The 23487-nt window shown below is 34.3% G+C and carries 34 protein-coding genes; 4 read left to right on the top strand and 30 right to left on the bottom strand.

The window, feature by feature from the left end; translation table 11 throughout:
- Positions 1-9: 9 nt before the first annotated feature.
- The 30 genes from rpsD to rpsL form a co-directional block, all read right to left on the bottom strand.
- Positions 10-615, bottom strand: coding sequence for a 30S ribosomal protein S4 (rpsD, locus tag FLAK523_RS06700; protein ID WP_026706998.1), 606 nt, complete (start codon positions 613-615; stop codon positions 10-12).
- A 91-nt stretch (positions 616-706) separates the two neighbouring features.
- Positions 707-1090 carry a 30S ribosomal protein S11 gene (rpsK, locus tag FLAK523_RS06695; RefSeq protein ID WP_024981527.1) on the bottom strand — a complete coding sequence of 128 codons (384 nt, stop codon included), beginning with the start codon at positions 1088-1090 and terminating at the stop codon, positions 707-709.
- 8 nt (positions 1091-1098) lie between these two features.
- Positions 1099-1473, bottom strand: a complete 375-nt coding sequence (rpsM, locus tag FLAK523_RS06690; RefSeq protein WP_072945376.1) for a 30S ribosomal protein S13 — start codon at positions 1471-1473, stop codon at positions 1099-1101.
- A gap of 2 nt (positions 1474-1475) precedes the next feature.
- The gene (gene ykgO / locus FLAK523_RS06685) at positions 1476-1592 is read right to left on the bottom strand and encodes a type B 50S ribosomal protein L36 (RefSeq protein ID WP_008992256.1); all 117 of its coding nucleotides are present in this window, start codon (positions 1590-1592) and stop codon (positions 1476-1478) included.
- 12 nt (positions 1593-1604) lie between these two features.
- The gene (gene infA, locus FLAK523_RS06680) at positions 1605-1820 is read right to left on the bottom strand and encodes a translation initiation factor IF-1 (protein WP_007136545.1); all 216 of its coding nucleotides are present in this window, start codon (positions 1818-1820) and stop codon (positions 1605-1607) included.
- A gap of 4 nt (positions 1821-1824) precedes the next feature.
- Positions 1825-3171, bottom strand: a complete 1347-nt coding sequence (gene secY, locus FLAK523_RS06675) for a preprotein translocase subunit SecY (protein ID WP_248907736.1) — start codon at positions 3169-3171, stop codon at positions 1825-1827.
- A 13-nt stretch (positions 3172-3184) separates the two neighbouring features.
- The gene (gene rplO / locus FLAK523_RS06670; protein ID WP_248907735.1) at positions 3185-3637 is read right to left on the bottom strand and encodes a 50S ribosomal protein L15; all 453 of its coding nucleotides are present in this window, start codon (positions 3635-3637) and stop codon (positions 3185-3187) included.
- An 11-nt stretch (positions 3638-3648) separates the two neighbouring features.
- Complete coding sequence (gene rpmD, locus FLAK523_RS06665) at positions 3649-3831, bottom strand: 50S ribosomal protein L30 (RefSeq protein WP_026707002.1); 183 nt, start codon at positions 3829-3831, stop codon at positions 3649-3651.
- A 12-nt stretch (positions 3832-3843) separates the two neighbouring features.
- A complete protein-coding gene (gene rpsE, locus FLAK523_RS06660) occupies positions 3844-4371 on the bottom strand; it encodes a 30S ribosomal protein S5 (RefSeq protein WP_248907734.1) in 528 nt (175 codons plus the stop codon).
- 6 nt (positions 4372-4377) lie between these two features.
- Positions 4378-4728, bottom strand: a complete 351-nt coding sequence (gene rplR, locus FLAK523_RS06655) for a 50S ribosomal protein L18 (protein WP_248907733.1) — start codon at positions 4726-4728, stop codon at positions 4378-4380.
- An 11-nt stretch (positions 4729-4739) separates the two neighbouring features.
- Positions 4740-5282 carry a 50S ribosomal protein L6 gene (rplF, locus tag FLAK523_RS06650; protein ID WP_248907732.1) on the bottom strand — a complete coding sequence of 181 codons (543 nt, stop codon included), beginning with the start codon at positions 5280-5282 and terminating at the stop codon, positions 4740-4742.
- Positions 5283-5298: 16 nt separating this feature from the next.
- Positions 5299-5697, bottom strand: a complete 399-nt coding sequence (rpsH, locus tag FLAK523_RS06645; RefSeq protein WP_026707006.1) for a 30S ribosomal protein S8 — start codon at positions 5695-5697, stop codon at positions 5299-5301.
- 97 nt (positions 5698-5794) lie between these two features.
- Positions 5795-6064: a 30S ribosomal protein S14 gene (rpsN, locus tag FLAK523_RS06640; protein ID WP_074724338.1), complete on the bottom strand. Its 270-nt coding sequence runs from the start codon at positions 6062-6064 to the stop codon at positions 5795-5797.
- 3 nt (positions 6065-6067) lie between these two features.
- Positions 6068-6619 (bottom strand): 50S ribosomal protein L5, encoded by a 552-nt coding sequence (gene rplE / locus FLAK523_RS06635; RefSeq protein WP_248907731.1) that lies wholly within the window; start codon positions 6617-6619, stop codon positions 6068-6070.
- A gap of 2 nt (positions 6620-6621) precedes the next feature.
- Positions 6622-6936, bottom strand: a complete 315-nt coding sequence (rplX, locus tag FLAK523_RS06630) for a 50S ribosomal protein L24 (RefSeq protein ID WP_248907730.1) — start codon at positions 6934-6936, stop codon at positions 6622-6624.
- Between the two features lie 11 nt (positions 6937-6947).
- The gene (gene rplN / locus FLAK523_RS06625) at positions 6948-7316 is read right to left on the bottom strand and encodes a 50S ribosomal protein L14 (protein ID WP_072945394.1); all 369 of its coding nucleotides are present in this window, start codon (positions 7314-7316) and stop codon (positions 6948-6950) included.
- 2 nt (positions 7317-7318) lie between these two features.
- Positions 7319-7579, bottom strand: a complete 261-nt coding sequence (rpsQ, locus tag FLAK523_RS06620; RefSeq protein ID WP_248907728.1) for a 30S ribosomal protein S17 — start codon at positions 7577-7579, stop codon at positions 7319-7321.
- 17 nt (positions 7580-7596) lie between these two features.
- Entirely contained in the window at positions 7597-7788 is a 192-nt protein-coding gene (gene rpmC / locus FLAK523_RS06615) for a 50S ribosomal protein L29 (protein WP_248907726.1), read from the bottom strand.
- Positions 7789-7801: 13 nt separating this feature from the next.
- Complete coding sequence (gene rplP, locus FLAK523_RS06610) at positions 7802-8227, bottom strand: 50S ribosomal protein L16 (protein WP_066313233.1); 426 nt, start codon at positions 8225-8227, stop codon at positions 7802-7804.
- A gap of 18 nt (positions 8228-8245) precedes the next feature.
- Positions 8246-8995: a 30S ribosomal protein S3 gene (gene rpsC / locus FLAK523_RS06605; protein ID WP_248907724.1), complete on the bottom strand. Its 750-nt coding sequence runs from the start codon at positions 8993-8995 to the stop codon at positions 8246-8248.
- A gap of 6 nt (positions 8996-9001) precedes the next feature.
- The gene (gene rplV / locus FLAK523_RS06600; RefSeq protein ID WP_007136561.1) at positions 9002-9412 is read right to left on the bottom strand and encodes a 50S ribosomal protein L22; all 411 of its coding nucleotides are present in this window, start codon (positions 9410-9412) and stop codon (positions 9002-9004) included.
- 6 nt (positions 9413-9418) lie between these two features.
- Entirely contained in the window at positions 9419-9697 is a 279-nt protein-coding gene (gene rpsS, locus FLAK523_RS06595) for a 30S ribosomal protein S19 (RefSeq protein WP_007136562.1), read from the bottom strand.
- Positions 9698-9703: 6 nt separating this feature from the next.
- Positions 9704-10528 (bottom strand): 50S ribosomal protein L2, encoded by an 825-nt coding sequence (gene rplB / locus FLAK523_RS06590; RefSeq protein WP_248907721.1) that lies wholly within the window; start codon positions 10526-10528, stop codon positions 9704-9706.
- A gap of 9 nt (positions 10529-10537) precedes the next feature.
- On the bottom strand, positions 10538-10828 hold the full coding sequence (gene rplW, locus FLAK523_RS06585; protein WP_248907719.1) for a 50S ribosomal protein L23: 291 nt from the start codon (positions 10826-10828) through the stop codon (positions 10538-10540).
- Between the two features lie 6 nt (positions 10829-10834).
- Entirely contained in the window at positions 10835-11464 is a 630-nt protein-coding gene (gene rplD, locus FLAK523_RS06580; RefSeq protein WP_248907718.1) for a 50S ribosomal protein L4, read from the bottom strand.
- Entirely contained in the window at positions 11464-12081 is a 618-nt protein-coding gene (gene rplC, locus FLAK523_RS06575) for a 50S ribosomal protein L3 (RefSeq protein ID WP_248907716.1), read from the bottom strand. Before rplC ends, rplD begins: the two co-directional genes overlap by 1 nt.
- A gap of 156 nt (positions 12082-12237) precedes the next feature.
- Positions 12238-12543, bottom strand: coding sequence for a 30S ribosomal protein S10 (rpsJ, locus tag FLAK523_RS06570; RefSeq protein ID WP_011963470.1), 306 nt, complete (start codon positions 12541-12543; stop codon positions 12238-12240).
- A gap of 11 nt (positions 12544-12554) precedes the next feature.
- Positions 12555-14711, bottom strand: a complete 2157-nt coding sequence (gene fusA, locus FLAK523_RS06565; RefSeq protein ID WP_248907714.1) for an elongation factor G — start codon at positions 14709-14711, stop codon at positions 12555-12557.
- A gap of 10 nt (positions 14712-14721) precedes the next feature.
- Positions 14722-15198 carry a 30S ribosomal protein S7 gene (gene rpsG, locus FLAK523_RS06560; RefSeq protein WP_007136569.1) on the bottom strand — a complete coding sequence of 159 codons (477 nt, stop codon included), beginning with the start codon at positions 15196-15198 and terminating at the stop codon, positions 14722-14724.
- Positions 15199-15269: 71 nt separating this feature from the next.
- Positions 15270-15653 carry a 30S ribosomal protein S12 gene (gene rpsL / locus FLAK523_RS06555; protein WP_007136570.1) on the bottom strand — a complete coding sequence of 128 codons (384 nt, stop codon included), beginning with the start codon at positions 15651-15653 and terminating at the stop codon, positions 15270-15272.
- A gap of 180 nt (positions 15654-15833) precedes the next feature.
- On the opposite strand from rpsL, the gene FLAK523_RS06550 reads away from it, so the two are divergent.
- From FLAK523_RS06550 to rlmB, 4 genes are all read left to right on the top strand, one after another.
- Positions 15834-17525: a hypothetical protein gene (locus FLAK523_RS06550; protein WP_248907711.1), complete on the top strand. Its 1692-nt coding sequence runs from the start codon at positions 15834-15836 to the stop codon at positions 17523-17525.
- Positions 17526-17610: 85 nt separating this feature from the next.
- Positions 17611-20823 carry a SusC/RagA family TonB-linked outer membrane protein gene (locus tag FLAK523_RS06545; protein ID WP_248907709.1) on the top strand — a complete coding sequence of 1071 codons (3213 nt, stop codon included), beginning with the start codon at positions 17611-17613 and terminating at the stop codon, positions 20821-20823.
- Positions 20824-20827: 4 nt separating this feature from the next.
- A complete protein-coding gene (locus FLAK523_RS06540) occupies positions 20828-22285 on the top strand; it encodes a SusD/RagB family nutrient-binding outer membrane lipoprotein (RefSeq protein ID WP_248907707.1) in 1458 nt (485 codons plus the stop codon).
- A gap of 68 nt (positions 22286-22353) precedes the next feature.
- Positions 22354-23088, top strand: coding sequence for a 23S rRNA (guanosine(2251)-2'-O)-methyltransferase RlmB (rlmB, locus tag FLAK523_RS06535; RefSeq protein WP_248907705.1), 735 nt, complete (start codon positions 22354-22356; stop codon positions 23086-23088).
- Positions 23089-23487: the final 399 nt, after the last annotated feature.

Raw genomic sequence — 23487 nt, 5'->3', positions numbered from 1 at the left:
AGTCAATTATTATTTGTTGTACAACTCTACGATTAATTGTTCTTTAATGTTTTCTGGGATTTGAAGTCTAGCTGGTACAGTAACAAAAGTACCTTCTTTAACGTCATTATTCCAAGTAATCCATTCATAAACATGACTTGAATTAGATAAAGAACGTTCGATAGCTTCTAATGATTTAGATTTTTCACGAACAGCAACTTTATCACCAGGCTTAAGGTGGTAAGAAGCGATATTTACAACATCACCGTTAACAGTAATATGTCTGTGAGATACAAGTTGTCTAGCACCTCTTCTAGAAGGAGCGATACCCATTCTAAAAACAACGTTGTCTAATCTTGCTTCACATAATTGTAAAAGAACTTCACCAGTAACACCTTTAGTAGCTGATGCTTTTTTAAATAAACCTCTGAATTGTTTTTCTAAAATTCCGTAAGAATATTTAGCTTTTTGCTTTTCCATTAACTGGATAGCATATTCAGATTTTTTACCTCTTTTTTTAGCCATCCCGTGTTGTCCAGGTGGGTAATTTCTTCTTTCGAAAGATTTATCATCTCCGAATATTGCTTCGCCAAATTTACGAGCAATTCTAGTTTTTGGACCAGTATATCTTGCCATTTCTAAAAAATTAAATTAAGGTAGAGATTATGAATTCAGGTCATATCCTTCGATAATCGTATATTCTACCTAGTTATACTTAAATATATTATTAAACTCTACGTCTTTTTGGAGGACGACATCCGTTGTGAGGCATTGGAGTAACATCGATAATCTCTGTAACTTCAATTCCACCGTTATGCAAAGAACGGATAGCAGACTCACGTCCGTTTCCTGGTCCTTTAACATACACTTTCACTTTTTTAAGTCCTGCTTCAAGAGCTACTTTACTACAATCTTCTGCTGCCATTTGGGCTGCGTATGGAGTATTCTTTTTAGAACCTCTAAAACCCATTTTACCAGCTGAAGACCAAGAAATAACTTCACCTTTTTTGTTTGTCAAAGAAATGATGATGTTATTGAAGGTAGCAGAAATATGAGCTTCTCCCGTTGATTCAACGATAACTTTACGTTTTTTTGCAGTTGCTTTAGCCATATTACTTATTATTTAGTTGCTTTTTTCTTGTTAGCAACAGTTTTTCTTTTACCTTTTCTAGTTCTAGAGTTATTCTTAGTTCTTTGTCCTCTTAAAGGAAGACCAGTTCTATGACGAATACCTCTATAACATCCAATATCCATTAAACGTTTGATGTTTAAAGAAACTTCAGAACGTAATTCTCCTTCAATTTTAAAAACTCCAACAGCTTCACGAATTGCTCCGATCTCGTCATCATTCCAATCTTGAACTTTTTTATCTTGGCTTACTTGAGCTTTTTCTAAAATCTCAATAGCTCTACTTTTTCCTAATCCGAAGATGTAGGTAAGTGCTATAACACCTCTCTTGTTTTTCGGGATATCTACCCCTGCTATTCTTGCCATAACTATCCTTGTCTTTGTTTAAATCTAGGATTCTTTTTGTTTATAACGTACAATCTCCCTTTTCTACGCACAATTTTGCACTCGGGACTTCTCTTTTTTACTGATGCTCTAACTTTCATTGTGAATATCCTTTAATATCTATAAGTAATTCTTGCTTTTGACAAATCGTAAGGACTCATTTCCAGTTTCACTTTATCACCAGGTAATAACTTGATATAATGCATACGCATTTTTCCAGAAATATGAGCAATTACTATATGTCCATTCTCTAATTCTACACGGAACATTGCATTTGATAATGCTTCAATGATTGACCCGTCTTGTTCTATTGCTGATTGTTTTGCCATAAAATTAAGCTACTGCTTTTCTATTTTTTCCACTTTTCATTAAACCATCATAATGTTTGTTTAACAAGTATGAATTAATTTGTTGAATCGTATCTATTGCGACACCAACCATTATTATTAATGAGGTACCTCCAAAAAACATTGCCCAAGATTGCTGAACATCCATAAGACTTACAACAATCGCTGGGAACACAGCTATCAAAGCAAGAAATAATGATCCAGGAAAGGTAATCAAAGACATCACTTTGTCAAGAAAATCAGAAGTTTCTACTCCTGGTCTTACCCCTGGAATAAATCCACCACTTCTTTTCAAGTCATCTGACATTTTATTAGTAGGAACGGTAATCGCAGTATAAAAGTATGTAAACACAACTATTAAAGTTGCAAATACAAGGTTATACCAAAAACCGAACATATTACTAAAAGCGCCAACAATAGATTGTGAAGTATCTGATTTTGACAATCCTGCTAATGCAGCAGGTACAAACATGATAGCTTGAGCAAAGATAATTGGCATAACCCCTGCAGCATTAAGCTTCAATGGAATCCATTGTCTATTACCACCCATCATATCTTGTTCGAAATCACCTGAAGTTGTACGACGAGCGTATTGAACAGGTATTTTACGAATTGCCATTGTTAATAAAACACATGCAATAATAACTAAAAGCCATATAATAATTTCGATAACCAATAACATTGGTCCACCGTTGTTATTTGTAACTCTAGTTGTAAATTCTTGTATAAATGCTTGAGGAAATCTAGCAAGTATACCTACCATAATTAAAAGGGATATACCATTTCCAATTCCTTTATCAGTTATCTTTTCTCCTAACCACATGGCAAAAATTGTACCTGTAACTAAGATAATTACTGAAGAAAATAAGAATTCAAAAGAATTAAACCCTAATAAAAATGCACTACCAGGTAAAGTTCTGTATAGATTATAGATATATGTTGGTCCTTGCACTAAAGTAATAACAATAGTCAACCAACGTGTGATCTGATTAATCTTCTTTCTACCACTTTCACCATCATTTTGAAGTTTTTGCAAATAAGGAATAGCAATTCCCATAAGCTGAACAACAATAGAGGCAGAAATGTAAGGCATAATTCCTAAAGCAAAAACAGATGCTTGAGAAAATGCACCACCAGTAAACATGTCAAGAATTGAACCAATTCCCTCCTTTGTTTGACCAGCTAAATTAGCTAATTGTGTTGCATCAATACCCGGAAGAGTTACTTGAGCTCCAAAACGATAAACTAAAAGCAGACCTAATGTAATTAGGATTCTGTTTTTTAGTTCCTCGATTTTCCAAACATTACTTATTGATTCAATAAATTTCTTCATATTAATTGAAAAATTACATTGTTACAGCTTCTCCTCCAGCAGCTTCAATAGCGGCTTTTGCAGTAGCAGTAAATTTGTGAGCAGTTACTTTTAATTTAGCGTTCAATTCACCTCTTCCTAAAATCTTAACGATTTCATTTTTAGTAGCCAAACGGTTTGCAACAAATGTTGTCATATCGACAGTATCTGTAATCACACCATTGTCTACCAATAATTGAAGTGTATCAAGATTCACACCTTCGTATTCTTTACGATTGATGTTTGTAAAACCAAACTTAGGCACACGTCTTTGAAGTGGCATTTGCCCTCCTTCAAAACCAATCTTTTTAGAATAACCAGAACGAGATTTTGCTCCTTTGTGACCTCTTGCAGAAGTACCACCTTTTCCAGAACCTTCTCCTCTACCTAATCTTTTATTTTGATTGTGTGTTGACCCTTCAGCTGGTTGTAAGTTACTTAAATTCATAACAGTATTTGTTATTTAGCTTCTTCGACAGAAACTAAGTGTTTAACTTTATTTATCATCCCAAGGATTGCAGGGTTTGAGTCATGTTCAACAACCTGACCCATTTTACGTAGACCTAAAGCTTCTAATCCTCTTTTTTGATCAAGTGGACAGTTGATTTTACTTCTAACTTGTTTTACTAATAATTTAGCCATAATTTCCTTGAATTAACCTTTAAAAACTTTTTCTAAAGAAACCCCTCTTTGTTTTGCAACAGTGTAAGCGCTTCTCATTTGTAATAAAGCATCAAAAGTTGCTTTTACTACGTTGTGAGGATTTGATGATCCTTGTGATTTAGATAATACATCGTGAATACCTACTGATTCAAGAACTGAACGAACAGCTCCACCAGCAATAACTCCTGTACCATGAGAGGCAGGAATTAAGAATACACGTGCACCACCAAATTTACCTTTTTGTTCGTGAGGTACTGATAGACCGTTCAAAGGAATTTTTACTAAATTTTTCTTAGCATCTTCTACTGCTTTCGCAATTGCTTCAGAAACATCTTTAGATTTTCCTAATCCGTGTCCTACAACACCATTTTCATCACCTACAACTACAATAGCAGAAAAACCGAAAGCTCTACCACCTTTTGTAACTTTAGTAACACGATTAACACTTACCAAACGGTCTTTTAATTCAAGACCACTTGGTTTTACTAGCTCTACATTCTTGTATTTACTATTAGACATACTATATTAGAATTTAAGCCCAGCCGCTCTCGCGCCTTCTGCTAATGATTTAATACGACCGTGATATAAATAACCTCCTCTATCGAAAGTTACTACTTCAATCCCAGCTTTTAACGCTTTTTCTGCTACAAGTTTTCCAACTGCAGTAGCAACTTCAACGTTTGTACCTTTTTCTACTTCTTTTTCTCTTGAAGATGCAGCTAATAAAGTTACTCCATTCACATCATCAATTAGTTGTGCGTAGATTTCTTTATTACTTCTAAATACAGAAAGTCTTGGATTAGTAGCAGTACCACTAATCGTTTTTCTAATTCTATATCTAATTCTCTGTCTTCTATCAGATTTTGTTAATGACATAATCTTATTTTTTAAGCTGATTTACCTGCTTTTCTTCTTAATACTTCACCTACAAATTTAACACCTTTTCCTTTGTATGGTTCTGGCTTACGGAAACCTCTAATTTTTGCCGCAACCTGACCTAAAAGTTGTTTATCAAATGATGTTAACTTCACTATTGGGTTCTTACCTTTTTCAGATATAGTTTCTAAAGTTACTTCTGGAGCAATTTCTAAAACAATATTGTGAGAATATCCAAGAGCTAAATCTAATTTTTGTCCTTGATTTGAAGCTCTATAACCAACTCCTACCAATTCTAAAGATTTTGTAAAACCATCAGTCACACCGATAATCATATTATTGATTAAAGATCTGTATAAACCGTGTTTTGCTCTTTGGTCTTTGTGATCAGACGATCTTTCAACTAGAACCTTACCGTCTTCAACTGTTACAGTTACGTCCGAAAACTCCTGTGTAAGTTGACCATTTTTTCCTTTTACCGTTATAATACCACCAGCAACTTCAACAGTTACTCCAGCAGGTATTACAACTGGACTTTTACCTATTCTTGACATCTTATAGAATATTTAATTAGTATACGTAACAAATTACTTCACCACCAACATTAAGTTGTTTTGCTTTTTTTCCTGTCATCAATCCTTTTGATGTAGAAACAATTGCAATACCTAATCCGTTAAGGATTCTTGGAATAGAAGAAGAACTTGAATATTTACGTAAACCTGGTTTACTAATTCTTTGGATATCTTTAATTACTGACTCTTTAGTATCTTTATCATACTTCAAAGCAATTTTGATTGAACCCTGTACAGCGTTGTCTTCAAATTTGTAACTTAAGATATAACCTTGATCAAATAAGATCTTTGTGATTTCTTTTTTTAGATTAGAAGCAGGAATTTCGACAACTTTGTGGTTTGCGGCCACAGCGTTTCTAACTCTTGTTAAATAATCCGCAATAGGATCTGTATACATATGTATTAATTTGCGATTATGGTTTTCGGCAAATACTCATTTACCGAACCTTTAATCAATTTATAATTCTTTTGAACAAACGTGATAAATCACGTTTCTACCAAGATGCTTTTTTAACTCCTGGTATCAATCCATTATTAGCCATTTCACGGAATGTTACACGTGAAACACCGAATTGACGCATATACCCTCTTGGTCTACCTGTTATTTTACATCTATTGTGCAAACGAACTGGTGAAGCATTTTTAGGAAGTTTTTGCAAACCTACGAAATCTCCAGCTTCTAACAAAGCTTTTCTTTTCTCAGCATACTTAGCTACCGTTTTTTCTCTCTTAACCTCACGGGCTTTCATTGATTCTTTAGCCATAACTTAATTCTTTTTAAAAGGTAATCCTAATTCAGCCAATAATGATTTTGCTTCCTTGTCTGTTTTAGCAGTAGTAACAAAAGATATATCCATTCCTGAAATTTTGTTTACTTTATCAATATCAATTTCTGGGAAAATGATTTGCTCCAAAACTCCAAGGTTGTAATTTCCTCTTCCGTCGAAACCAGTAGCTTTAATACCACCAAAATCTCTAACACGTGGCAAAGCTGAAGTAATAAGTCTATCTAAAAACTCATACATTCTTTCTCCACGTAAGGTTACTTTTGCACCAATTGGCATCCCTTTTCTCAATTTAAAAGACGCAACGTCTTTCTTTGAAATAGTAGATATTGCTTTTTGTCCAGTGATCTTTGTTAATTCATCAACTGCATAGTCAATCAATTTTTTATCAGATACAGCTGCACCAACTCCACGGCTCAAAACGATTTTTTCCAATTTAGGAACTTGCATTACGTTTATATATCCGTACTCCTCTTTAAGAGCAGAGATAACTCTGTTCTTATACTCTTCTTTTAATCTAGGTGTATACGCCATTACTATAGTACTTGATTAGATTTTTTTGAAAATCTTACTTTCTTATCTCCTTCAACTCTAATACCTACTCTTGTTGCTTCCTTAGTTTTAGGATCAATTAGAGAGATGTTAGAAATTTGCAAAGAAGCTTCTTTCTTCACGATACCACCTTGAGGGCTTTTTGCACTTGGTTTCGTATGTTTTGAAACCATGTTTACACCTTCAACAATCGCTTTGTTTTTCTCACGATCAACACGTAATACTTTACCTTCTGAACCTTTATGGTCTCCAGCAATTACTCTTACAATGTCGCCTGTTTTTATTTTTAGCTTTATCATCTTAAAACGAATTAAAGCACTTCTGGTGCTAATGATACAATTTTCATGAATTGTTTTTCACGAAGTTCTCTTGCTACTGGACCAAAAACACGAGTTCCTCTCATTTCACCAGCAGCATTTAATAACACACATGCGTTGTCATCAAATCTAATGTATGAACCGTCGGCTCTTCTCACTTCTTTTTTGGTACGTACAACAACTGCAGTTGAAACAGCTCCTTTTTTAACGCTTCCGTTTGGAGTTGTATCTTTGATAGAAACTACAATCTTGTCACCAACAGAGGCATACCTTCTTTTGGTACCTCCTAAAACACGGATAGTTAAAACTTCTTTAGCCCCTGTGTTATCTGCTACTTTTAGTCTTGATTCTTGTTGTACCATAATTATTTAGCTCTTTCTAGGATTTCAACTAATCTCCAACATTTTAATTTACTTAAAGGACGCGTTTCGCTAATTCTTACAGTATCTCCAATGTTACAGTCGTTTGTTTCGTCATGTGCTACAAATTTCTTTGTTTTCAACACGAACTTACCGTATAATGGGTGTTTTACTTTAGTAACTTGTGCAACAACAATAGATTTATCCATTTTGTTAGACGTTACAACACCAATTCTTTCTTTTCTTAAATTTCTTTTTTCTTCCATCTTTCAGCAGATTACAATTATTGCAATTCTCTTTTAGTAAGCTCTGTAGCTAATCTTGCAACTGTTCTTCTTACACTTCTAATTTGTAGTGGGTTCTCAATTGGAGATAAAGCGTGAGCCATTTTTAGGTCAGCATACGTTTTCTTAGTCTGGCTAAGCTTTTCTTGCAACTCCGCTGCAGAAAGATCTTTTATTTCTGATTGTTTCATAATATAATATAAATTATGCTTCGAAATCTCTAGCAACAACGAATTTAGTTTTTACTGGAAGCTTTTGAGCCGCAAGACGTAACGCCTCTTTTGCAACTGACAAAGGTACTCCTCCAACTTCAAACATAATTCTTCCGGGTTTAACAACGGCAGCCCAATACTCAACTGCTCCTTTACCTTTACCCATACGTACCTCAAGAGGCTTCTTAGTAATTGGTTTGTCTGGAAATATTTTGATCCATAATTGTCCCTCTCTTTTCATAAAACGAGTTGCAGCAATACGCGCAGCTTCGATTTGTCTAGAAGTTAAGAACATTCCATCTTCATGTACAGATTTAATACCAAACATTCCATTAGAAAGTTCATGTCCTCTATTAGAGTTCCCTTTCATTTTACCTTTTTGTACCTTACGGTATTTTGTTCTTTTAGGCTGTAACATTTTTCTTTAATTTAAAAATTACTTTCTTTTACGAGCGTCTGGCTTACCACCTTTATTGAAGTTAGATTTACCACGAGGGGCATCTCCACCTTTTCCGCCAGCTTGTTTTTTGTCCATTCCAGCAAGTGGAGAAAGATCTCTCTTTCCATAAACCTCACCTTTCATGATCCATACTTTGATTCCCATTCTACCGTAAGTAGTATGAGCTTCAGCAAGTGCGTAATCAATATCAGCTCTGAAAGTTGATAGAGGTACTCTACCTTCTTTGAAACCTTCTGAACGTGCCATTTCTGCACCATTCAAACGACCAGAAATCAAAACTTTGATACCTTCAGCGTTCATACGCATAGAAGCAGCAATAGCCATTTTGATTGCACGTCTGTAAGAAATTCTGCTTTCGATTTGACGACAGATACTTGTTGCAACTAAAAAAGCATCAAGTTCAGGTCTTTTGATTTCAAAGATGTTAATTTGAACCTCTTTGTCAGTAATTTTCTTAAGTTCTTCTTTCAACTTGTCTACCTCTTGTCCACCTTTTCCGATAATGATACCAGGTCTAGCAGTAGTGATAGTAACGGTTACAAGTTTCAAAGTTCTCTCGATGATTACTTTTGATACACTAGCTTTTGATAAACGAGCATGGATATACTTTCTGATTTTATAATCTTCGGCAAGTTTATCACCGTAATCATTTCCACCATACCAGTTTGAGTCCCATCCTCTGATGATACCAAGTCTATTTCCAATTGGATTTGTCTTTTGTCCCATCTTGTATTAAATTGCTTGTGTGTTATTAATAGATCCAAGCACGATTGTTACGTGATTAGAACGTTTTCTAATTCTGTGAGCACGACCTTGCGGAGCTGGACGAAGTCTTTTCAACATCATTCCACCATCTACTGTAATCGTTTTAACAAATAAACCTGCTTCTTCCATATTAGCGTCAGGGTTTTTTGCTTGCCAGTTGGCAATAACAGATAAAACCAATTTTTCTAATTTTCTTGAAGCTTCTTTAGAACTGAATCTTAAGATGTTTAGTGCTCTTTCTACCTTCTGACCTCTTACCAAGTCCGCTACTAAGCGCATTTTTCTAGGTGAAGTAGGGCAGTTATTCAATTTTGCGAAAGCTATAGACTTATTAGCCTCTTTTCTCGCATCTGCTGTTTCTCTTTTACGAACTCCCATTGCTTCTTATTTTTTACCTTTATTTTTTGCTCCAGCATGACCCCTAAAAGATCTAGTTGGTGAAAATTCTCCTAATTTGTGACCTACCATGTTTTCTGTTACGTAAACTGGTACAAATTGACGACCGTTATGAACTGCGATAGTCTGCCCAACAAAGTCTGGAGTAATCATAGAAGCTCTAGACCATGTCTTTACAACTCCTTTGTTTCCACCTGCTATGTTTTCTTGAACTTTCTTGTCTAACTTATAATGAACGAAAGGTCCTTTTTTTAATGAACGTGCCATATCTTATTATTTCTTTCTACGTTCTACGATATACTTGTTACTCGGGTTTTTCTTAGAACGAGTTCTATAACCTTTAGCTGGTATTCCATTTCTTGAACGTGGATGTCCACCAGAAGAACGTCCTTCACCACCACCCATTGGGTGATCGACAGGGTTCATTGCAACAGGTCTTGTTCTAGGTCTTCTTCCTAACCATCTTGTTCTACCTGCTTTACCAGATACAACTAATTGGTGGTCTGAATTAGAAACAGCTCCAATAGTAGCTGAACAAGTCAACAAGATCAATCTTGTTTCACCAGACGGCATTTTAATTGTAGCATATTTTCCATCTCTTGCCATTAATTGAGCAAAAGTTCCAGCAGAACGAGCAATTACTGCTCCTTGACCTGGTCTTAACTCAATACATGAGATTACAGTTCCTAAAGGAATTCTGCTTAATGACATAGCATTACCAACTTCTGGTTGAGATTCAGGACCAGAAACTAATTTCTGACCAACTTTCAATCCATTTTGAGCAATGATATATGTTTTTTCACCATCAGCATAAGCTAATAAAGCGATAAATGCAGTACGATTTGGATCGTATTCGATTGATTTCACAGTTGCAGGAATTCCTTCCTTAGTTCTTTTGAAATCAATAATACGATATCTCTGCTTGTGACCACCACCCGTATAACGCATGGTCATCTTTCCTTGACTATTTCTACCTCCAGAGTTTTTTATCGGCGCTATCAAAGAGCGTTCCGGCTTATCAGTTGTAATAGCGTCATAACCATTCACAACTCTAAATCGCTGACCTGGGGTAATAGGTTTTAATTTTCTTACTGACATTTTTCTATCTTAGATATTGTTGTAAAAATCAATTGTTTCTCCTTCTTGTACTTGAACAATTGCTTTCTTAATTGCATTTGTCTTTCCACTGATTAAACCACTTTTAGTGTATTTTGTAGTTCTATCCGGCCTTACGTTCATCGTGTTAACACTAACAATAGTTACACCATAAGCAGCTTCAATAGCTTTCTTAATCTCAACTTTGTTTGCTTTCTTGTTAACAACGAATCCGAAGCGGTTTAAAACTTCACTTTCTTTGGTTACTTTTTCCGTTACTATAGGTTTAATTATGATGCTCATATCCTATTATTTACTTAAATTTTCTTCAATTACTTCCAAAGAACTCTCCAAAAGCACTAAATTATTAGCGTTTAATATAGCGTAAGTGCTTAATTCTAAGCTACTTACAACATTAGCTGCCTTTAAATTGCGTGACGACAAATATACATTTTTATTCGTATCACCCAACACAAATAGTGATTTTTTATTTTCTAACTCTAAAGCTTTCAAAACGTTAATGAAATTTTTAGTGTTTGGCGTTTCAAAATTAAAATCTTCAAGTACAATTATATTTGACTCTTTTGCTTTAATTGAGAAAGCTGACTTTCTAGCCAAACGCTTCAAGCTTTTATTCAATTTGAATGAATAACTTCTTGGTCTTGGTCCAAAAACTCTTCCTCCACCTTTGAACAAAGGGTTTTTAATACTACCAGCACGAGCTGTACCTGTTCCTTTTTGCTTTTTAATCTTACGCGTACTTCCAGTAACTTCAGCTCTTTCTTTAGCTTTATGCGTCCCTTGTCTTTGATTTGCTAAATATTGTTTAACATCAAGATATACTGCGTGATTATTTGGCTCAATTGCGAATACTGAATCAGAAAGTTGAACTTTTCTTCCAGTATCTTTTCCGTTGAAATCTAATACTTTTACTTCCATTACTTGTGAATGATTACATAAGAGTTGTTACATCCAGGAATACATCCTTTTATAACAAGTAGATTCTTTTCAGCAACTACTTTTAAAACTCTAAGGTTTTGAACGTTTACATTTTCCCCTCCCATACGTCCAGCCATACGCATTCCTTTGAATACTCTAGATGGATAAGAAGAAGCCCCTACAGAACCTGGCGCTCTTAAACGGTTGTGTTGACCGTGAGTTGCTTGTCCAACACCACCAAAACCGTGACGTTTAACAACCCCTTGAAAACCTTTACCTTTAGACACACCTTGTACATCTACAAATTCTCCTTCAACAAACATAGAAACATCTATAAGATCCCCTAGTTTTTGTTCAGTTGCAAAATTTTGGAATTCAACGACTTTTTTCTTAGCTACAGTTCCCGCTTTTTTAAAGTGACCTAAAGCCGCTTTTGTGGAATGTTTCTCGTTCTTGTCATCGAAACCAAGTTGCAACGCTTCGTACCCGTCAACCGCTTTGGTTCTGACTTGGGTAACAACACATGGACCAGCTACGATTACTGTACAAGGAATATTCTTCCCGTTTTCATCAAAGATGCTAGTCATGCCGATTTTTTTACCAATTAACCCAGACATAATTATTAATTATTAATTATTAAATATAAATATAGAACACAACATTTAAGCGAATCCTATTTTTTTAAAGTGTTGCAAAAGTATAACTTATTTACATACAAACCAAAAAAATATTTTCCACCTAAATATTGTGCCCTTTTCTTACTAGTAAGCTACTTAAACTTTGATCTCTACTTCAACTCCAGAAGGTAATTCAAGTTTCATCAATGCATCAATAGTTTTTGATGAAGATGAATAAATGTCGATCAATCTCTTGTATGACATTACTTCGAATTGCTCTCTAGCTTTTTTGTTAACGTGTGGAGAACGTAGTACTGTGAAAAGTTTTTTGTGAGTTGGTAATGGAATTGGTCCTGTTACTACTGCACCGGTACTTTTTACCGTTTTTACGATCTTCTCAGCAGACTTGTCTACCAACATGTGATCGTAAGATTTTAGTTTTATTCTGATTTTTTGACTCATTTTCTTAAAGATTAAGCGTTTCCTTTTGCTTTTTTGATAACTGCTTCTGAAATATTAGAAGGTGTTTCAGCATAGTGAGAGAATTCCATTGTTGAAGTTGCTCTACCTGATGAAAGTGTTCTTAACGTTGTTACATAACCAAACATTTCTGATAATGGCACATCTGCTTTGATGGTTTTAGCACCAGCTCTGTCACCCATGTCATTAACCTGACCTCTACGACGGTTAATATCTCCAACGATATCTCCCATGTTTTCTTCTGGTGTAATAACTTCCATTTTCATGATTGGCTCAAGAATTACAGCTCCAGCAGCTTTAGCTACTTCTCTGTACCCCATTCTAGCTGCAAGTTCAAAAGAAAGTGCATCAGAATCGACTGGATGAAAAGACCCATCTAATAAAGTTACTTTCAAACTATCAACCTGGTATCCTGCTAAAGGACCTGTTTTCATAGCTTCTCTGAAACCTTTTTCAACAGAAGGGATATATTCTTTAGGAACGTTACCACCTTTTACCGCATTCACAAATTGCAAACCTACAGCAGCCTTACCGTCAACTTCTTCAGCAGGCTCTAGTTTAAATACGATATCACCGAATTTACCACGACCTCCAGATTGTTTCTTGTATGTTTCTCTGTGTTGAGCAACTTTTGTAAAAGCTTCTTTGTATTCAACTTGAGGCTCACCTTGGTTCACTTCAACTTTAAATTCACGACGCATTCTATCAACTAAGATATCTAAGTGAAGCTCACCCATACCAGAGATAATAGTTTGACCCGAAGCTTCATCAGTTCTAACAGTAAATGTAGGATCCTCTTCAGCTAATTTAGCTAAAGCCATACCCATTTTATCAACGTCAGCTTTAGTTTTAGGCTCAATTGCAATACCAATTACCGGTGCAGGGAATTTCATTGACTCAAGAATTATTGGGTGTTTTTCATCACACAATGTATCTCCAGTTTTGATATCCTTAAATCCTACTGCCGCTCCAATATCACCTGCTTCGATATAATCGATTGGGTTTTGCTTGTTAGCATGCATTTGGTAAATACGAGATATTCTTTCTTTATTTCCTGAACGAGTGTTCAAAACATAAGAACCCGCATCTAAACGTCCAGAATAAGCACGGAAGAAAGCCAAACGTCCAACGAATGGGTCAGTAGCGATCTTAAATGCCAAAGCAGCGAATGGCTCCTTTACATCTGGTTTACGTAAAATTTTAACTTGATCTTCTTCTAATAATTCAGCATCATCAGGATGAATTCCTTCAATCCCGTCTTTGTCCATTGGAGATGGTAAGTATTTACATACCGCATCTAACATGAATTGAACACCTTTATTTTTGAAAGAAGAACCAGCAATCATAGGAATGATAGCCATATCCATAACAGCCGCTCTTAAAGCTATGTTGATTTCCTCCTCAGTAATAGAGTTTTCATCTTCCATAAATTTTTCAAGCAAATTCTCATCATAATCAGCAACTGCTTCGATAAGAATAGATCTGTATTCTTTAACCTCTTCAAGCATGTCTTCAGGAATAGGCACAATATCATATGTAGCTCCTAAACCTTCTTCATGCCATACAATAGCTTGGTTTTTCACCAAGTCTACCACACCTTTGAAATCATTTTCTTCACCAATTGGCAAAGTGATTGCAACAGCATTAGATTTCAACATATCTCTTACTTGTTGACATACCATCAAAAAGTTAGATCCTTGTCTATCCATTTTATTAACGAATCCAATACGTGGAACTCTGTATTGATCAGCTAGCCTCCAGTTAGTTTCTGATTGTGGCTCAACACCATCAACAGCACTAAATAAGAAAACTAAACCATCAAGAACACGTAATGAACGGTTTACTTCAACTGTAAAGTCAACGTGTCCAGGAGTATCAATAATATTAAAGTGGTAAGGCAATGTTTCCGGTAACGGCTTACCTTGCGTAGTTGGGAAATTCCACTCACAAGTAGTCGCTGCAGATGTAATTGTAATACCTCTTTCTTGCTCTTGAGCCATCCAGTCCATTGTTGCAGCACCATCGTGTACTTCACCAATTTTATGTGATTTACCAGTATAAAAAAGAATACGCTCTGTTGTTGTTGTTTTACCAGCATCAATGTGAGCAGCGATTCCAATGTTTCTTGTATATTTTAAGTCTCTAGCCATTTCTTATGAATTAAAATCTAAAGTGAGAGAAAGCTTTGTTAGCTTCTGCCATTTTGTGAGTATCCATTCTTTTCTTAACAGCAGCACCTTCTTCTTTAGCCGCAGCTAAACATTCTGATGCTAATTTTTGAGCCATAGATTTCTCATTTCTTCTTCTAGAATAAAGTATCAACCACTTCATCGCATAAGAAATTTTTCTATCTGGTCTAATTTGCATTGGAATCTGGAATGTAGCACCACCAACTCTACGACTACGTACTTCTACGTGAGGCATAACGTTTGTTAAAGCATCTTTCCATATTTCTAATGATGATTTTTCTGCATCTTGCTTTTTTGATTCTATAATGTCAATTGCATCATAAAATACTTTAAAAGCTGTCGATTTCTTACCATCCCACATTAAGTTGTTCACAAAACGTGTTACCAATTGGTCATTAAACCTTGGATCTGGTAAAAGTGGTCTTTTCTTTGCCGCTCTTTTTCTCATGTCTTTTTTTTAATAAAATGCCACACCTAATTGAATGCAATAAATCACATCTTTAAGCGCAACGTTTTAAATTACTTTTTTGCTTCTTTTGGGCGTTTAGCACCATACTTAGATCTCCTTTGCGTTCTTCCTGCTACTCCTGACGTATCAAGCGCACCACGAACGATGTGATATCTAACTCCTGGTAAATCTTTTACCCTTCCACCCCTAACTAATACTATCGAGTGTTCTTGTAAATTGTGTCCTTCTCCAGGGATGTAGGCATTTACTTCATTACCATTTGTCAAACGTACACGCGCTACTTTACGCATTGCAGAGTTTGGTTTTTTAGGTGTTGTAGTGTAAACACGCGTACAAACCCCTCTTCTTTGAGGACAAGAATCTAAAGCAACCGATTTACTCTTCTTAGTTATCTGAGTTCTTCCTGTTCTTACTAATTGTTGAATTGTTGGCATAATTAATACTAAAAATTTATTATGTATATTAAATTCCCGCTTTTTACGGGGTTGCAAATGTATAACTTATTTTTTACTCTACAAACGTTAATCCATTAATTTTCAACAAGATTATTTATACATTTGATTCTTAACAAAAAATAAGATATTTGCAATACACACATCAAACATAAAATTCCATTGAAACAAATCCTCATATATATATTAATATTTACAATAAACCTGCAATGCACAGCCCAAAATATACGCTTAAAAATAGAAGGAAGTAACCAAGTTGAAAATAAAACCATAGACTCCTTAAACTATACCCAGATACACAAAAACGCAAAATCCATAAAAGAGGAAATTAACAAACTAGCTCAAAAACTCACGAAAACAGGATATATTGAAAACCAAATTACAGAAAATAACAAAACAAACGACTCCTCTTTTTACGCCAAAATAAAATTAGGAGTAAAAATAAAAAGCGTACATATATATATAGGTAACAATAAAACTAATGAAGATTTAAACATATTCGAAACAAAAAAGGACACAATTAAAATAGCTTTTCAACAAATCGAAACTTTTTTAAACGAAAATTTAAAAAAGCTAGAACAAAAAGGATTCTCTCTAGCTAAACTCAAACTGGAGAATATAAAAAAACAAAAAAATATTCTCTTAGCAGATTTAATAATTGAAACAAACAATTTGAGAAAATTAAATGCAATTATTCTAAATGAAAGAAATCTGAATTTTCCGAAAGGGCATTTAGCGCAAATCAATCGTAAATACAAAAACAAAACTTTTAATAAAAAAATTACAAAAGAAATTCATGACGATTTTGAAAATTTAGGTTTTGTAAGGCAAACAAAATATCCAGAAATATTATTCACAAAAGATAGCACCAAAGTCTACATCTATCTAAAAAAAAGCAAAGCAAATAATTTTGATGGTTTCATTGGCTTCGGGAATAACGAAAGCAATAAAATAGAATTCAAAGGCTACTTAGACTTAACACTTAAAAACACATTAAAAGCAGGCGAACAATTTTCATTGTTTTGGAAAAGCGACGGTAATAAACAAAAAATATTTAGATCAAATATTGAAATACCCTATCTATTTAAAAGTCCAATAGGACTAAAAGCACAGATAAACATTTTCAAACAAGACACCGTTTTTCAAAACACAAAAACAGAATTAGACATAAGTTATTTCTTAAATTACAACACTAGACTTTACCTCGGATACCAAACAACCGAATCAAGCGATATTCAAAACACAAACAACAATAACATAAGCGACTTTAAAAACAAATTTATCACATCAAAGTTGATCTACTTAAAAACTGACAACACAAACCCGTTATTCCCCACAGAAACAAGCTATACTATAACAACAGGAACAGGAAAAAGAAATCAAACACAAAATTCGACCCCAACAAACAATCAATACTTCATAAACCTACAAGGAATACATAATTTTCATTTAAACAACAAAAACATAATCAATATAAATAGTCAATTACACTACTTAAAAAGCGACAACTACTTAACAAATGAACTTATTCGCTTTGGCGGAATTAATTCAATTAGAGGGTTTGAGGAAAACAGCCTTCAAGCAAATTTTCTATACGCCCTTTCTACAGAATACCGATACATTTTATCCTCCAATACATATGTCCATACTATCACGGATTACAGCATATCATACGACCCAACAATAATAGATAAAAAAGACAACAACAAAACATTATTAGGGCTAGGGATCGGAATGGGAATAAAAACAAAAAGCGGCTTACTAAATTTATCAGCAGCAAACGGAAGCAAAGAAGGTCAAAAAATTAAATTTTATAACACAATTATACAATTATGTTATAATGTTAAATTTTAGATACATATAAAAAAAAGAGTTTCAAATATTAGGATTGTTAACATATTATTAAGAGTTTTGTGAAACTAATTCAAAATAATTAAAAATGAAACTAAAGTTCAATGGATTCTTAGTACTATTATTAGTACTAGTGGCGCAACTAACTTTTGCGCAAGAGAGAGCCGTTTCGGGTGTTGTTTCTGATAATGCAGGAATGCCTTTACCAGGTGTGAGTGTATTAGTTAAAGGAACCAAAACCGGAGCCCAAACTGATTTCGATGGTAAATTCACCATCAATGCAACATCAAGCCAAGTCTTGATTTTTAGCTACATTGGTATGAAAACCCAAGAAATGAACGCATCATCAACAAACCTTAAAGTGAAAATGAAGGATGACGCTTTCGAACTTGAAGGAGTTGTGATTAACGTACTTGGTATCGAGGTTAAAAAAAACCAAAGTGCTTCATCTTATTCTAAAGTAAAAGGGGATGTACTTAAAAATTCAGGTGAAACATCTGTATTGAAAAGTTTATCTGCTAAAGCTTCAAGTGTAAGTATCGTATCTAACTCTGGAGATCCAGGATCAGGAGCATACGTACAAATTAGAGGTCAAAACTCTATTACAGGATCAACTCAACCGCTTTACGTTATTGATGGTAACCCAGTTACAAATGACGAACTTGGTGGAGGAACTGCTGGGGTAGGACAACAAAGTAGATTAAATGACATCAACCCTAACGACATTGCATCAGTACAAGTTCTAAAAGGAGCTTCAGCTGCAGCACTTTGGGGATATAGAGCATCTAATGGTGTAATTCTTATTACAACAAAAAAAGGTAAAAGAGGAAAAATATCTGTGGATATTAACTCTAGCGTATCATTCGATAAGGTTAACGTAAGAATGGAACTTCAAGATCGTTTTGGACAAGGATTAAATGGTTCTTGGAGAAAAAACAATGCGAATTCATACGGGGATAAAATTGCTACAAGAGCAGGTGGATTAGACGTTTTTGACACTTCTGGACAATATTTTGTTTCTCAAGGTGGAGCTACTATTTATCCAATTGCTACAGGCGGAAAAAGAAGTACAGCAAATTTCAATGATTCTAATATGGATTCAGTGTTAGGAGATGGTTACAACATTGACAATCATATTGGTATTAGTGGTGGTGGAGACAACACTAACTTTTATTTAGGAATAGGAAACACAAACCAAGAAGGTGTTGTTAGAAATGCAGATTACGAAAGAACAAGTATTGACTTCTCATCTGAATCAAAAATAGGTGAAAAAACAAGCTTTAAAAGTAAATTTGGATATTCTTCTATCAACTCAAACAGAACACAACAGGGATCTAATTTAGCTGGATTATTCTTAGGATTATACAGATCTCCTGCAGATTTTGACAACAGAGATTATATCGGAACAAATTTTAGAAGCGGAGTACCCTCTTTTAATAGCCATAGAGCATACAGACAAGATGTTGGTACGTACGATGGAGATTCAAATCCAAGTTATAACAACCCATTATGGACTACAAATGTTCAAAAAAACCCTAACACGGTAGACCGTTATGTTGCAGGTTTTGAATTAAAACATGATGTGAACAAATGGTTAACATTAGTTGGAAGACTAGGTTTAGATGGATATAGTGACAAGAGAATCAGTATGTTTCCTAAAAACTCAGCAGAAAATGGTGGAAACGGTAATGCTACAGAAAGCGTAACTGATTTCCAACAATACAATGTTGATTTTATTGCATTAGGAGATGTTAACATTAGCGAAAACATAGGTTTAAACTATTTAACAGGTATAAACTTTGCTCAATCAAGTTATGACTCAAGAGGTGGTACTTATAAAAACTTCTTATTAGACAACAATGCGTTTTCATATGACAATGCACTAATCGTTGATAAAACAACATTTTTAAACAGAACAAGCTCAAGATTAAGCGGTGCTTATTTCTCTACAGCTTTTGATTATAAAAATTATTTATTCTTAACTGTAGGTGGACGTTTAGAGACATCTTCTTCTTACGATCCAAATTTGAAAGTATATTTCTACCCAACTGCTGAATTTGCATACAAGTTCACAAAAGACATGGATAGCAAAATACTTACAGACGGTAAATTAAGATTAACATTCGGTCAAATTGCTTCTATCCCAAGACCATATTCTGGAGTTACTTATTTCAACTCAGCTGTAGGTGCTGAAGGATGGGGTCCTGCATATGATTCAGGTGTTTACAATGGTTCATTCCAAAGATCTGGTACAGCTGGTAATCCAAATTTGAAGCCTGAAATCAAAACAGAATTTGAAGTAGGTGCAGATTTAGAATTTTTTAACAATGTTAAAATAAATGCTACATATTACTCAAATGAAACTAAAGATTTATTAGTAGATGTGCCATTAAACGGTAGTTCAACTTACAGTAGTATATATGGAAATTTTGCTACAATTGAAAACAAAGGTCTAGAAATTGAATTTGACGCTAATTTATTATCGTCTACTTCAGCTATTAAATGGAATGTTTTTGGAAACTGGAGTAGAAACAGAAACAAAGTAACTAAATTAGAAGGAACTGAATCTTTATTCTTAAACGGATTTACAGGTTCGTCTTCTCGTGCAGTATTAGGTCAACCTTTAGGAGTTCTTTGGGGAGGTCAATTTGACAGAGACACAACCGGAAAAATGATATTAGACGCTAACGGTTTCCCAACTGTAGCTAATTCAGAAGGTGTAATTGGAGATCCTAATCCAGATTGGAGAGGTGCTATCGGAACATCTATTTCATACAAAAACTTTAAAATAAGCACTTTATTTGATGCTTCTATTGGAGGTGACTTATGGGATGGTACGAATGGAGCATTAAACAACTTTGGTAGAACATGGGAAACTGCAAATGAAGCTACTTTAACTACACCATTAAAAAATTACTCTGGAAGTACTATTCCAGTTGGAACAATTAGAGGTAACATTAGAGACTTTGGAGCTGGTCCAGTATTATTAGATCAATCATGGTACCAAAGTTTAGGTGGTGGATTTGGTCCAGTAGGTGAGCAATTTATTAAATCTGCTTCTTGGGTTAAATGGAGAGAGTTAACACTTTCATATTCATTAAAATTAAAAGATAGTAAAGTAGGAGTTGAAAGTATCACTTTCTCAGGAACAGGTAGAAACTTATGGTTATGGACAGAAGCTAAAGATCTAGGTCAAGATCCTGAAACTAACCTAACTGGAGGATCTAACGGAAGAGGATTACAATATTTCAACAGTCCAAACACTAAATCTTTAATATTTAGCGTAAACTTAAAATTCTAAAAAAATGAAAAATATTTTTATAAAAAAAGCGAGTCTTTGCTTACTTATTGCATCAGTTTTTAGTTGTACAAGTTTTGTTGAAGACATGAATGTAGATCCAGACAACTTGACAGATTCTGATGCTACAAATTTATTCCAAGGAGTACTTTTGGCTAATCAGTTTTTTCAAACTAGTTCGACTACAAGAAATGCCATGCTTTGGTTAAACCAAGCAAATGGTGAGAATAGACAATATGTTTCCTTAAATAACTGGAACAATACAACTGCGTCAGAATTTGACGATAGTTGGAATAATGCTTATGTAAACTGTATTACTCAAGCTAAAATCACTCAAGAAAAAGCTGGTAAAGAACTAAACCCAAGATTAAAAGGTGCTGCTCAAGTTATTGAAGCACACTGTATGGGTACTGTAACTTCACTATGGGGTGACGCTCCTTATTCTGAGATTGACATTACTGGTAAAAACCTTACTCCTAAATATGATACTCAGGCATCTATTTATGCTAAAATGCAAACTTTATTAGATCAAGCGATCACTAATTTGCAAGCTACAACTGGAAAAGGAATCCCAAGCGGTAAAGACATTTACTATGAAGGTGATGCTGCTAAATGGATAAAGTTAGCTTATTCACTTAAAGCAAAATTTTATCTTCACGTTAAAAATTACCCTAGTGCTAAAGCAAATGCAGTTTTAGGTATTAGCAATCCTTCAGGTGATTTCAAAGCTAAGTTCGGTAATTCATACGGACAAAGTTTCAATCCTTTTTATTCATTTTTAGTTTACGACAGAGATGATTATATGTCAGGTGACGGTTATGCTGCTAGAATATTAGATCCATCTAATGCTTTATACAGAGGTAACGCAAAAACGGATGAATCTGCAAGATTTTTGTACACATATTTACCGGGATGGTATTATTTCCCGATATATGAAATGAACATTAACAGTCAATTTGACTGGGGTGAACCAGACGGAAGATTTGGAACTAGTACATCTATGCCATTAGTAACTTATGGTGAAATGTTATTAATTATTTCAGAAGCAGATGCTAGAACATCATTTGTAACAGGATTAACATCTTACAATAATTATAGAGCATTATTAAATACTGGTTATTCTATTGGTATTGACAATGCGGGTTATTATGGCGAATCATTTAGATACTTACCATATGACGCTCTTGATTTTGCAATTGCAGGAATGGAAAATGTATCTGGAAGTCTTTCTAATCAAAATGCTTTATTAAGAGAAATATACCAAGAAAGATATATTTATTTTATTGGATCATTTGAAGGTTTCACTGACTTTGGTAGAACTAACAATTTAGCAGGTATTCAATTAAAAGCAGGAAATGCAGGTACTCCTCAAAGGTTTTTATACCCACAAGTTGAGATTAATGCTAATCCTAATACACCGAAACCTATCCCAACAATTGTTACTAAAACACCAGTAAACAACTAATAAAGGATTACAATATCTAAAAAACCATCACTTTAAATAGTGGTGGTTTTTTTTTATATATTTGCACCATGGAAAAAGAACATCAAATATTTGGGATTAGAGCTATTATTGAGGCAATTCAAGCGGGCGCAACAGTTGATAAAGTTTACATTCAAAAGGAAGCGAGTAGCGAACTAATGAAAGACTTAATGAAAGTGATGAAGAGAGGAAACATCAACTTTTCTTATGTACCAGTTGAAAAGCTAAATAGACTTACACCAAATAACCATCAAGGTGCCGTAGCAAGCATCTCCCCTATCTCCTTTTTTGATTTAGAGTCACTTATTGAAACTGTTATTGAGAACGGAAAAAAACCATTATTCTTAATTTTAGATCAAATTTCTGACGCACGTAATTTTGGAGCAATTATTAGAACTGCTGAGTGTACAGGTGTAAATGGGATTATTGTCCAAAAATCAGGTTCAGCACCTGTAAACGGAGATACGGTTAAAACATCAGCTGGAGCAGTATTTAACATTCCTATTTGCAAAGTAGAACATATTAAAGACGCTATTTTTCTTTTGCAAGCAAGCGGTATAAAAACAGTTGCTGCCACTGAAAAAACAGATCAAAACATATACGACATAAATCTAAATGAACCTGTAGCAATTATAATGGGATCTGAAGATCGCGGAGTAAACCCATCTGTACTTAAGATTGTGGATGAAAAAGCAAAACTGCCTATGTACGGAACAATTGGATCATTAAATGTATCCGTTGCGTGTGGAGCATTTCTTTATGAAGCGGTGAGACAAAGAAGTTAATCTCTGGCTTTCTTTTAAAAAATAAACGAATTGAAATAACATTCTATTAAAATGAATTAAGACTCCGGTTTTGATTCATTTTTTTTGTTATGAGAACATTTTTTTTAAGCAAAACATAAATCAACACCTATAACTTAAACAAAACTCTAAAAAAGGGATCTGTTTTTGAAGTGCATACCCTGCTTTATACCTTGAAATCTACAAAAGCCACAATAATTTTTTAACTTAAAAAACAATAGTTGTTGTTTTAATTTGGAATCACGGTTTTTTATAACATTTTAAGTCATTTTAAAATATTTTGTTTTGACACCAAATTAAGAAAAACAAAAAAATAATATTAATTAAATATGCTTTTTTAAGGTATATACTGACTTTATAATACGTTTTTAACATTCCAAA

Source organism: Flavobacterium sp. K5-23 (genome assembly GCF_023278045.1).
Classification (GTDB): Bacteria; Bacteroidota; Bacteroidia; order Flavobacteriales; family Flavobacteriaceae; genus Flavobacterium.
This window is presented reverse-complemented; position numbering and strand designations above follow the sequence as displayed.